Origin of the sequence: Haemophilus sp. oral taxon 851 str. F0397, assembly GCF_000242295.1 — a bacterium.
GTDB lineage: Bacteria > Pseudomonadota > Gammaproteobacteria > Enterobacterales > Pasteurellaceae > Haemophilus.
Map to the genome: position 1 here is coordinate 162,101 of NZ_JH591072.1, position 11,681 is coordinate 173,781.

An 11,681-nucleotide genomic window follows, 5' to 3' on the forward strand; every position below is an offset into this window, starting at 1 on the left:
ATTTATGCCGTTGTTTCAATCATTTTAATTGCGTTGGAATCTACCACGCCACCACCCAAATATTTATCGGTGTGGACTTTATAAAATCCTGGCTCGGTTAAGTTGTCTGGTCGAGTTCGTACGCCTGTTTCATGATCGACAATGAAGTAACCTCGTTTGAAATCACCAAAGGCAATAACGGCTTGATTTGCACCACCTGTCGGCATTGTCTCTAAGAAGTAAACTGGACGGCCTAATAATGTAGCGGGTGCATCGGTTGTTAAACCATCGCGCCAAATGTAATCGCCATTTTTGTTTTTGAGTTTTTGTAATGCTGCTGCAATGGTTGATGACATCACCCATACGGCATTTTTGCGGTATTTACTGTGAAGGGTATAGAACGCATCGATTAAAGTGTCTGCCTCAATTTTTGCCGCACCAGCCACTTCGATTTTTTGAAGTTTACCGAATGGGCGCACTTTATCGTTTTCAGTTGTGCGTTCGTAGGTCAATAAACCTTTTGATTTTTTGTTACCATCACCAGAGGTTAAATCCACTTCTTCTGTTTCAGTGAAGGTCTCAGTGATTTCATCAGTGAGCCAACCTAAAACATCAATACTTGAGAAGTCCAAAATCTCTTGAGTGGTTTTTGGATAAGCATAGATAGAATTTAAAGCGATTGTTACTTCATGAAGTTTCGGGCTTGCTGTGCCGTTGCGTGCTGTGCCTTCTGTTCCGTGTTCTACTGCTGCGCCGCCAGCCGATACTAATTTTTTGTATTCTTTAGCTCCAACCGGTAAGCGCACTACGTTACAAAGTTGGCGCATTACGCTATCGTCTGTTAAGCGTTTCATTACATCTTTGTCTAACTGTGGGATAACTGAATATCCACCATCTTCACCATTACCAGTAGTTAAATTGCGAAGTTCACCAGTTTTAACATAATGGCGCAATTCATCATTTGAAAATTGTTTCGTGCTGCGGGTTTCTAATGGGTTAGATTGTGCACCAAGATTACGTTCTTCATCTGCTACGGTTTCGTATTTACTGATTTCATCACTTAATTGTTTCACTAAATCTTTCAATTTATCAAAATCTACTGATTCAGTTTCATCCAATGAACGATTTTCTTTTTCTGCTTTATCAAGCATTGCTCGCATTTCTGCGACTTTTTCTGCCTTTTGTTGGCGTAACTCAATTAATTTTTTAAGCATAACTTGTCCTTTATTTAGCCTTAATTAAGATGGCTTATAAAAAGCCCATAGAACAATATATATACAAAAAATATAAAGTAAATACCTTAAATTTCAATAGTTTAGACACGTTTAGATACGTTGAGTAAAATATTTTATTTAGTGATTTTTTTAGGTAATTTTGGGTTTGAAAAGATAACTTAAGATAGGAATTTATCTATTTTTTTATAAGTGGAGACTAGTGGATACTAGTGGAGACTTAAAAAAATAGTGTCCACTTTTATAAATATATAATAAATAAGGTTTTTTTAATATTTTTTAATAAAAGTAGAGAGATGGAGGCTAAAATATAAAAAGTTTTTTTGATATAGTGTGATTTATTAGATTTTGCCTTAGTAACCAAAATAGTAACCAAAAATAAATAAACTAAAATAAACTTATTTTAAATCAATATCTTATATAACTAATTCACTTCTCTCCCAGGCACCATTTGACTAAACAAAGTCCCGCGAAACTAATCGCGGGGTTTTGTTTTATCTATATTATTGAATTTATCTTATTTCCCCTCTCATATTCCATCACAATACGATCTCCAGAATTCAATATCAAAAACAGCAAACTATAGAAGATAAGATCTGATTATTAGATATAGCAAAGAGTTTTCCTTGAATGCCCTATAAAGGCTTTATTTCATTATTACAAGCTGTAAGAAACCACTCCTTTTATAACTAGATATAATCTTTATAAATATACACAAAGTTCATATGAACGTTTTTCTTTACTGATTCAAAGCATTAATGAAAATACAAAAGAAAGAAGATAAAGAAAAAAGGATGGGAAGAAAGAGAATTAATTCTGATGCTTAATAACTTCCGTTTTAAATGGAGAAATGATTTATATGCTGGAATAAAAGATAGCGAAAAGCCGCTAAATTTCTTTAGCGGCCTTTCTGAATTTGGCTCCTCCTGCGGGACTCGAACCTGCGACATATGGATTAACAGTCCACCGTTCTACCGACTGAACTAAGGAGGAAATGGTGCCTCGAGGCGGAATCGAACCACCGACACGGGGATTTTCAATCCCCTGCTCTACCGACTGAGCTATCGAGGCGTTATCGTTATTGGCCACTGCCTGACAACGGAGCGTATTAAACTATTTTTTCGGGATTCGGTCAACACTTAAATTTAAAAAAATACAAAAAAACGTTGCGTTTGAATAGTTAATCATCAATATGTTTATTAAAACAACGAAATAATAAAATTATTTTAAAATAAACCGCACTTATTATAAAAAATGCTCGATGACATTTCCCAACGAGCATTTTTGATTATCTGAAAAAATTCAATTATCGTCTAACACGGAATTTTTTCTGTGCCTTATCAACTTTCAACAAATAATTGCGAGCCTGTGATGATGGGTGAGCTGTCGTTAGAATGCGATAAACTTGCTCTGGATACATTTGGTTAATTTTGTAAATCGCCATATCCTTATCATTATCAAAAACACGCAATACAGCACCTGCACCACTATTATAAGCAGAAATCATTGCAAAACGTTTTGAGGTTGGGTTCGTAATCCCATCTAAATATTGATTTTGTAAAATCCACAAATAAGATACGCCAGCATCAATATTATTCGCAGGATCATATAAATAACGCGTTGATGGTTGACCACTCTTTCCTTTCATTGCAAATACATCTCGGCCTGCTGTATGAGGCACGACTTGCATTAATCCAATAGCATTTGCATAGCTAATCGCATATGGGTTAAAACTCGATTCTGTTTGCATAATACCTAAAATCAAACTTTCATCAATGCCGTAACGTTCAGCCGCTTTACGAACTAATGGTAAATATTTCTGTGCACGCACTTCTACGTGATTTGCAATCATTGGAATCGCAACAAATTGCACAGTATGCCCGTTTTGTAATCGACGAGTTTGTAATTTATTTTGAATCAAGTAAGTGGCGAAATTACTTGCGATAACTTGATTAGCAATTTGTTGCCCTTGATGATCCACAACCTGCCCTAAAAGGAATGGGCGAGAGCTAATCGGCACATCTCCAGATGCAAATAAATCAATACCTTTTGCATCCGCCCCCATTAACAAGGTATGGACAATAGCATTATGTAAACGATTTAAATCTTGCTGGGTTTCAATAACGATATTACCTTCATCAAAACTCACATGGCTACGCGTATAAAAAGAATCTGTATATTTCACGTAATCTTTTCGACTAGCCACTAACAATTCATTTACGCCCCAAATGCGGTCAATATTATGCGAGAATTGTCCTGTGAGGATATCTAACCCTTGCGTGTCTTTTGCAAAGGACTCATCATAATTCATGCCTCCACGATTTAATGAATCGCTACAAGCGTACAAAAGCGGTAATAACGCTAATACTAAATACTTTTTCATTGTATAACAGCCAATTAGTTTGATGGAGGAACATAACCTTCAATATGAACATCTTTACCTTCAAACAAAAAATTTACCATTTCTTGTTCTAACAATTTACGGTGTTCCGCATTCATCATATTGAGTTTTTTCTCATTCACTAACATCGTCTGTTTCTTAATCCATTCGCCCCAAGCTTTCTTACTCACCGAATCAAAAATTCGTTTACCTAGTTCTCCAGGATAAAGTTGGAAATCTAAACCTTCCGCTTCTTGTTTAAGATACTCACAAAATACCATTCTTGCCATAATAATTCCTTGCAAATTGTATTAAAAGATTCTTCACAGGCTGAGCCAGCCCGATCTGTTCAGGATTTTGCGGATCATACCAATATTTGACCGCACTTGATAGATTTGATTGATATTCTTTTGGACTTTCCACAACTTTGCGCCAATCTAAATTAGCTTGCTCAATATTAATTCCACCGTCCATTTCTGCATAAATAGGATAGATATATAAATGGAAATGGCTAAAGGTATGACGAAAAGCTGGCCATTCTTGATAATAGCTGACTTTTTCTTGCGCTAAAAAATGAAGCAACGAAGCTTTATCTTCAAATTGTGGAAAACAAAATAATCCGCCCCATAACCCCGAGTTTTCTCGCTGCTCTAAGTACACTTTGCCATTTTTAGATAAAATCAAAAAATAAGTGTCTTTTTCAGGCATATTTTTTTTAGGCTTTTTGGCAGGAAACTTTTCCCAACTATGATTTTGATAAGCTAAACACTCCAAATTTAATGGGCAAAGCTCACATTTTGGTTTGGTTCGCGTACATACCATCGCGCCAATATCCATCATAGCTTGATTAAAATCCGCCACACGATCTGTGGGTGTAACCTGTTCCGTCAACGTCCACAAGTGATTTTCTACTTTTTTCTCACCAGGCCACCCTTCAACAGCAAAATAGCGAGCTAACACTCGTTTTACATTACCGTCTAAAATCGGATAAGGCTGATTTAATACGGAAGATAAAATAGCCCCAGCTGTCGAGCGCCCTACACCTGGTAACGCCCAAACATGCATAAAATCTATCGGAAAATTTCCATTAAATTCATCCCGCACTTTTTGGGCCGCTTTATGCAAATTACGCGCCCGAGCGTAATAGCCTAAACCAGACCATAAATGCAAAACTTCATCTTGAGAAGCATTGGCAAGTGCGGTGATATTTGGAAATGTTTTAATAAATCGCTCAAAATAAGGAATCACTGTCGCGACTTGTGTTTGTTGTAACATCACCTCAGAAAGCCATACACCATAAAGCGTTTTATCTTGTTGCCACGGCAAATGTTTACGGCCAAATTTGTCATACCATTTCAGCACAGATTGTGCAAAAGGTGCGTTACTTGAAGATTTTGCTAACATAAAAGAAAAGTGCGGTTAAAAATCCGAATGATTTTACACGAAAATAAGGCTTGTTTATCTGTATTTTTTCAGTATAATCCGCGATCTATTTGGTGCCAATTATGGCGTATTATTAACTCACGCGGTGTGGGGAGAAAGTTCTTATAGCGGCGTGGCTTCATTTTGAGGTTTTCTATGAAACAAGGTATTCATCCTGAATATAAAGAAATCACAGCAACCTGTTCTTGCGGTAATGTGATCAAAACTCGTTCAACTTTAGGTAAAGACATCAATCTTGATGTGTGTGGTAACTGCCACCCATTCTATACTGGTAAACAACGTGTTGTTGATACTGGTGGTCGTGTTGAGCGTTTCAACAGCCGTTTCAAAATTCCAAGCACAAAATAATTTGGACTTGTTTGAAAAACCCCGCGAATCTGCGGGGTTTTGTTTTATCAAGAAGATAAAATTTTGCTCATTTCAGCAAACTAGTTTACAAACTTATCGCATTCTCAACCTGAACGAAAAATCCTTTATCATTCAAAATAATGCTGTAATCTGTTTGATAACTTTTGCTCTCAGTCACCACTAAAGCATGGCAACTTCTAATGCCTTTTTGTGGATAAAATTGTGTTTCTCTTGCTTGAAGAATTTGTTTCACCATCATACTGGTTTTAGTTGAATCTCCTTGCTGCTTAAATGCATCAGATAGCACTTTTGATACAGAAAAATCATTACACTGTGGCACAATCACTGGCTTATAAACTGATTTCTCCTTTGCTGTTTTTTCATGTTTTGTTGAAACAACTGTTGTCGTTTTTTTCTCAATAGATGCCTTAGGTTTCGAACTAATTTCCTTTACCAAAACTTTGGGCTTTTTGTCTGTCAATTTCTCAACTCGTTTTTTATTCTTAGTACTAGTTTTCTTGGTTAGAACTGATTTAGTTTCTTTCGTTTTTTTAGTTTGTTGTTTTTTATCTAAAGATTTGATTACTACAATTTTTTTATTTATTTGATTTTTATGTACTGGTGCTGCAGTAACTGATGTTGTAAAAAATGGCAACACCACCAAAATGAACGTTATCAATTTTCTCATTCATGTCTCCTTAAACATAAAGTGCGGTTAAAATTAACCGCACTTTGAATGTTAAATTAAAAAAGTAAAGCGATAAATTAAAGGTAGTAGTGTTCTACATAATTTAATTTATCATCTAGTTTTAATACTAAAGGTTGGCCTGTTGGAATTTCAAAATCCATAATTTCAGCATCAGAAATACCGATAATATGTTTTGCTAATGCACGGAGTGAGTTACCGTGAGCAACAACTAAAACTCGTTTACCAGAAAGCATTGCTGGTGCAATTTGATCTTCCCAGAATGGAAGTGCACGCTCTAAAGTAATTTTTAAGTTTTCTGCATTCGGCACTACGTCAGATGGGATATTTGCGTAACGACGGTCATTGTGTGCAGAATTTGGATCTTGTGGATCTAAATCTGGTGGAGAAATGTCATAAGAACGACGCCAAATATGAACTTGTTCGTCACCGTATTGTTCCGCAGTCGCTTTTTTATCTAAACCTTGTAAAGCACCATAATGACGTTCGTTTAAACGCCAGTTTTTCACTTGAGGAATCCATAATTGATGGGATTCTTCTAACACGATGTTACAAGTTTTGATTGCACGAGTTAGCACAGATGTAAATGCGATATCAAACTCATAGCCAGCATCTAATAATTTTTTGCCCGCTGCTTTTGCTTCTTCTACGCCGCGTTCTGTTAAATTTACATCACGCCAGCCAGTGAACAAGTTTTTCGCATTCCATTCACTAAAACCGTGACGGATAAATACTAATTCCATAAGAATCTCCTAAAATTTAAGTAAAAGATAACTCGCACTTTATAGCAAAAATTAAGTATGTTTAAAAGCAAAAAGCAAGTTTTCCTGATCTTTAGCAAAAAATAGAGGCTAAACTTTTTCGCCTTTTAACAAATATGATAAGATTTGTGCGTTTTTAAGAATTTAGGAAAAATTATGCTGTATTCGGGACTAAACAAAAAAATATCACCATTTTTCACCGCACTTTTTAGCTGCGGTTTGTTGATTTTTTCCCCAATAAGCCATGCTTCCGATCTTAACCAGATTCAAAAGCAAATTAAGCAACAAGAATCTAAAATTGCTGAACAAAAACGCGAGCAAGCTAAGTTACAAGCTAATTTGAAAAACCATGAAAGTAAAATTAATGCTGTCGTGGGTGAGTTACATGAAACGGAAATGAGCTTGAAAGAAATTCGTAAGCAAATTTCTGATTCAGATAAACAACTCAAACAATTGGAAAAACAAGAATCTGAACAAAAATCACGATTAGCGAAACAAATGGATATGATTTATCGCTCAGGTTTAAATCCTTCCGTCATTGAAAGAATGTTTTCTAAAAATGCGGAAAAAGCAGAACGCATGAAAGTGTACTATCAACATTTAAACCAAGTTCGAATCGAAATAATTGATAGTTTAAAAGCAACACAAGCTCAAATTGTATCCCAAAAAGAATCAATTTTAGGCCAACAAAAAAATCATCGAGATCAACTTTTAACGCAAAAAAAACAGCAACAAGAATTACAAAAATCACAACAAGAACGCCAATCTACGCTAAATGAACTTAATAAAAATTTGGCGAGAGATCAAAATAAATTGGATAACCTAAAGGCTAATGAACAAGCGCTCCGTCAAGAAATTCAACGTGCCGAAAAAGCGGCCTTAGAACAAGAAAAAAGAGAGCGAGAAGCGCTTTCACAACGACAAAAAGCTGAAGAAAAAAGGACTTCAAAACCTTATCAACCGACAGCACAAGAACGTCAATTGCTTAACAGCACAAGTGGTTTAGGGATTGCTAAAAAACAATATTCAGCACCAGTTTCAGGCCCAACTTTACATAATTTTGGAACGATTCAGGCTGGTGAAGTTCGTTGGAAAGGTATGGTTATTGGTGCCTCATCTGGAACTGCAGTCAAAGCGATTGCGGCTGGACGTGTCATTTTAGCTGGGTATTTGAATGGCTACGGTTATATGGTCATCGTTAAACATGGAGAAACCGACTTAAGCTTGTATGGTTTCAATCAAGCTGTATTGGTAAAAGTTGGTCAACTTGTTTCTGCTGGACAAACTATTGCTCAAGTGGGCAATACTGGTGAAATCTCTCGTTCCGCACTCTATTTTGGAATTAGCCGAAAAGGCACACCAGTCAATCCAACCGGATGGATTCGTTAATGAAACTTCTCATAAAAAGTGCGGTAAAAAATTTCATCATTTTTTCTACCGCACTTTATACTTCCATCTCCCTTGCGCAAAATAAACTTGCTATTGTTATTGATGATGTCGGCTATCATCTCAAAGAAGATGCGGCTATTTTTGCAATGCCGCGTGAAATTTCCGTAGCAATTATTCCTGCTTCGCCTCATGCTCGAGCACGAAATCAAGAAGCAAAATCTCAAGGTCGAGACATTTTAATTCATATGCCAATGCAACCGGTGAGTGCGATGAAAATAGAAGATGGAGGGCTGCATTTAGGAATGTCTTCAGCTCAGGTCAATGATCGGGTAAATACGGCTAAAAATATCGTAAATTATGCCATTGGCATGAATAATCACATGGGCAGTGCGGCTACGGTCGATCCCAAATTAATGACTTATTTAATGACAGCACTTCAAGAAAAACATTTATTCTTTTTAGATAGTCGAACAATAGGAAAATCTGTAGCAGGAAAAATAGCAAAAGAACAAGGGGTTCGTTCATTAGATCGCCACATATTTTTAGATGATAGTAACGAGCTAGCTGACGTTCAACATCAATTTCAAGCTGCAATTCAATATGCAAGGAAACATGGTACAGCGATTGCGATAGGACATCCTCGTCCAAATACCATTGCGACGTTACAAGCAGGAATTAACAATTTACCTGAAGATATCCAACTTGTCGGAATGGGCAACTTATGGCGTAATGAAAAAATAATCCCGCCTAAACCATTTATTTTATTATTTACAGAAATGCCTGCGCCAACCTCAATGGAACCTTTTGAACCCGTTGGATTACTACGTGGAATTCCAAAATAAAAACCTGATTTTACAATCAGGTTTTTGTCTTATTTAGAAAGTGCATTTCTTAATTTACCTTGATGTCTTTCTAATAATGCCTTCGCCTCTAATTTCGATAAATTACTCAAAATCATCATAATTGCAAGTTTGGCATTTTGCTCTGCTTCAATTAATGTCTGCTCAGCGAGCACTTTATCACAATCCGTTGCTTGCATCACAATGCGTACAGCGCGTGCTTTAAGCTTTTCATTACTAGCTTGTACATCGACCATCAAATTTTCGTAACATTTACCCAATAAAATCATACTTGCCGTAGTCAGCATATTCAGTACCATTTTTTGTGCTGTGCCAGATTTTAAGCGGCTAGAACCCGTCAATATTTCGGGGCCAACAATAGTTTCTATCGCAATATCGGCTATCTCAGCCATAGCAGATTTTGGATTACTCGCAATAGAAATTGTCAAAGCGCCGAGAGATTTAGCGTATTGAAGACCTGCAATAACATAAGGTGTGCGACCACTTGCGGCAATACCAACTAATACATCATTTTTTGAAAAATTTATACTTTGTAGATCCTCAAGTACAGCTTTTGTATTGTCTTCTGCCCCTTCTACGGGATGACGGATAGCATATTCGCTCCCCGCAATAATACCTTTAACCATTTCCGCAGACACGCCAAATGTAGGAGGACATTCTGATGCATCCAATACGCCGAGACGACCGCTCGTCCCAGCCCCAATATACACCAGACGTCCGCCCTGTTGAAAAGCATGAACGATTTTATCTACCGCTAACGAAATCTCAGGCAAACACGCTTCAATAGCTAAAGGAACTTGTTTATCTTCCTTATTCATTAATCGAACAATATCTAAAGCACTTTGACTATCAATATCAACTGAATTCGGATTTCGTTGTTCAGTAATTAACGTGGATAAACTTTTTAATATAATGTCATTCATATTTTGGCCTTAGTTTTTAAGAAAAATAGCCCCCAAACTAACCGCACTTTTTGCGCCAGTTACGCTAGGCAGGTTTGCTGGTAAATTGTTCATTCGACAATAAGCCAACCAAGCAAAAGCAGCGGCTTCTACATAATCAATATCAAAACCTTGCTCTGTCGTTGTACAAACCTGCCAATCGAGTAAATTATCATGCAATCCACGCATAATTAAGCTATTCTTTGCGCCGCCGCCACATACTAATAAACGTTTTGGTAAATCTGTTTGGAGTTGATTTAGTGCATTAACAATGCTTGTTACCGTTAATTCAACAAGAGTTGCTTGCACGTCTTCTGGGACTAATGTCATTTTAGAGCAAAGCACGGTAAGTTTTTCAGATGCTTTTTCCACTTTGTCAATTAACCAATCAAGATTAAATAGCTCTCTCCCTGTACTTTTTGGAGCAGGTAAAGAGAAAAAAGGTTCATTTAATAATTCATCAAGCAGAATTTGATTCACGTTGCCTTTTGAAGCCCACTCACCATTTTTGTCATAGCGAAGGCCTTGGTGTTTTTCTATCCATTGATCTAATAATGTATTACCTGGCCCCGTATCAAAGCCAATTACAGGTTGATTAGGAAACAATATAGAAACATTACTAATCCCACCAATATTTAAAACAACTGTAGCAAAATCAGCATTTGAGAATACAGCTTTATGGAAAGCAGGTACAAGAGGAGCCCCTTGTCCGCCTAAAGCCATATCTTTACGACGAAAATCACCAATAACAGATATCCCCGTTTTCGCTGCCAATAAATTCATATCGCCTAGTTGCATCGTGAAAGGAAATACAGAGGCAGGAGAGTGCCATACTGTCTGTCCATGACAACCAATAGCTTCAATTTGGCTTGGAATAAGATTATATTTTTGTAGAAAAGTATTTACACAATCACAATACAGTAAAGCAAGTTCATGATCGAGTTCGCCTAAATTTTGTAGGGTTATTTCACCAGTTTGAATGAGTTTGGTTAATGTCTGACGTAAATTTTCTGGCATAGGAAAAAAATCAGATAAGATAAGTCGAGGCTCTAGAGAAAAATCAACGAGAGCAATATCTACTCCATCTAGACTAGTTCCAGACATCATGCCAAGATAATATTGAGGTTTCATACTAATTATTTTTATATTTAAAATTTGATAATTATATATCTAATTCAAAAAGAAAAATAAAAAGAATTATTAAATAATATGAAAAAGGTATGAGTATAAAGATATTTTATGATTAATTGAAAAGAATATTTTAATGGCAGGGGCGGAGAGGCTCGAACTCCCAACACCCGGTTTTGGAGACCGGTGCTCTACCAATTGAACTACGCCCCTATTGGTATGAATAAATTGGCGGAATGGACGGGACTCGAACCCGCGACCCCCTGCGTGACAGGCAGGTATTCTAACCAGCTGAACTACCACTCCGCTAAATGTGGCAATTGGCAGTGCCTTACTCTCACATGGGGATACCCCACACTACCATCAGCGTTACAACATTTCACTTCTGAGTTCGGTATGGTATCAGGTGGTTCTATTGCACTATCTCTGCCAAAAATTTTTTATTTTTTTAATTTACTCAAGGAATAAACTAAAAAAATAAACCTGGCGGTGCCCTACTCTCACATGGGGATGC

11 protein-coding genes, 4 tRNA genes and 1 rRNA gene are annotated in these 11,681 nt (G+C 36.7%); 3 read left to right on the forward strand and 13 right to left on the reverse strand.

The window, feature by feature from the left end:
• Positions 1-2 precede the first annotated feature (2 nt).
• The 6 genes from HMPREF9096_RS05480 to mutY form a co-directional block, all read right to left on the reverse strand.
• A complete protein-coding gene (locus tag HMPREF9096_RS05480) occupies positions 3-1,193 on the reverse strand; it encodes a phage major capsid protein (RefSeq protein ID WP_009500230.1) in 1,191 nt (396 codons plus the stop codon).
• Between the two features lie 935 nt (positions 1,194-2,128).
• Positions 2,129-2,204 (reverse strand) — tRNA-Asn (locus tag HMPREF9096_RS05475).
• Positions 2,205-2,206: 2 nt separating this feature from the next.
• Positions 2,207-2,282 (reverse strand) — tRNA-Phe (locus tag HMPREF9096_RS05470).
• 235 nt (positions 2,283-2,517) lie between these two features.
• Entirely contained in the window at positions 2,518-3,594 is a 1,077-nt protein-coding gene (gene mltC / locus HMPREF9096_RS05465; RefSeq protein WP_009500231.1) for a membrane-bound lytic murein transglycosylase MltC, read from the reverse strand.
• Between the two features lie 14 nt (positions 3,595-3,608).
• Positions 3,609-3,881 carry an oxidative damage protection protein gene (locus HMPREF9096_RS05460; protein ID WP_005625838.1) on the reverse strand — a complete coding sequence of 91 codons (273 nt, stop codon included), beginning with the start codon at positions 3,879-3,881 and terminating at the stop codon, positions 3,609-3,611.
• Positions 3,859-4,995, reverse strand: a complete 1,137-nt coding sequence (gene mutY / locus HMPREF9096_RS05455) for an A/G-specific adenine glycosylase (RefSeq protein ID WP_009500235.1) — start codon at positions 4,993-4,995, stop codon at positions 3,859-3,861. The genes HMPREF9096_RS05460 and mutY overlap by 23 nt, the downstream gene beginning before the upstream one ends.
• A gap of 174 nt (positions 4,996-5,169) precedes the next feature.
• Here mutY and rpmE point away from each other — a divergent pair, with 174 nt between their 5' ends.
• Positions 5,170-5,382: a 50S ribosomal protein L31 gene (gene rpmE / locus HMPREF9096_RS05450; RefSeq protein WP_005625828.1), complete on the forward strand. Its 213-nt coding sequence runs from the start codon at positions 5,170-5,172 to the stop codon at positions 5,380-5,382.
• Between the two features lie 85 nt (positions 5,383-5,467).
• Here the strand turns inward: rpmE and HMPREF9096_RS05445 are convergent, their stop codons facing one another.
• Both HMPREF9096_RS05445 and HMPREF9096_RS05440 read right to left on the reverse strand, forming a co-directional pair.
• The gene (locus tag HMPREF9096_RS05445; protein ID WP_009500238.1) at positions 5,468-6,070 is read right to left on the reverse strand and encodes a hypothetical protein; all 603 of its coding nucleotides are present in this window, start codon (positions 6,068-6,070) and stop codon (positions 5,468-5,470) included.
• Positions 6,071-6,147: 77 nt separating this feature from the next.
• Positions 6,148-6,831 (reverse strand): 2,3-diphosphoglycerate-dependent phosphoglycerate mutase, encoded by a 684-nt coding sequence (locus HMPREF9096_RS05440; protein WP_005625827.1) that lies wholly within the window; start codon positions 6,829-6,831, stop codon positions 6,148-6,150.
• A 174-nt stretch (positions 6,832-7,005) separates the two neighbouring features.
• On the opposite strand from HMPREF9096_RS05440, the gene envC reads away from it, so the two are divergent.
• A complete protein-coding gene (gene envC / locus HMPREF9096_RS05435; protein ID WP_009500240.1) occupies positions 7,006-8,238 on the forward strand; it encodes a murein hydrolase activator EnvC in 1,233 nt (410 codons plus the stop codon).
• Positions 8,238-9,080: a divergent polysaccharide deacetylase family protein gene (locus tag HMPREF9096_RS05430; protein WP_032803333.1), complete on the forward strand. Its 843-nt coding sequence runs from the start codon at positions 8,238-8,240 to the stop codon at positions 9,078-9,080. Before envC ends, HMPREF9096_RS05430 begins: the two co-directional genes overlap by 1 nt.
• Before the next feature lie 29 nt (positions 9,081-9,109).
• Here the strand turns inward: HMPREF9096_RS05430 and murQ are convergent, their stop codons facing one another.
• The 5 genes from murQ to rrf form a co-directional block, all read right to left on the reverse strand.
• Positions 9,110-10,021 (reverse strand): N-acetylmuramic acid 6-phosphate etherase, encoded by a 912-nt coding sequence (gene murQ / locus HMPREF9096_RS05425; RefSeq protein ID WP_009500243.1) that lies wholly within the window; start codon positions 10,019-10,021, stop codon positions 9,110-9,112.
• A 9-nt stretch (positions 10,022-10,030) separates the two neighbouring features.
• Positions 10,031-11,170 (reverse strand): anhydro-N-acetylmuramic acid kinase, encoded by a 1,140-nt coding sequence (locus HMPREF9096_RS05420; RefSeq protein ID WP_009500245.1) that lies wholly within the window; start codon positions 11,168-11,170, stop codon positions 10,031-10,033.
• A gap of 134 nt (positions 11,171-11,304) precedes the next feature.
• A tRNA-Trp gene (locus HMPREF9096_RS05415) sits at positions 11,305-11,380 on the reverse strand.
• Between the two features lie 16 nt (positions 11,381-11,396).
• Positions 11,397-11,473 (reverse strand) — tRNA-Asp (locus HMPREF9096_RS05410).
• Positions 11,474-11,485: 12 nt separating this feature from the next.
• Positions 11,486-11,601 (reverse strand): 5S ribosomal RNA (rrf, locus tag HMPREF9096_RS05405).
• Positions 11,602-11,681: the final 80 nt, after the last annotated feature.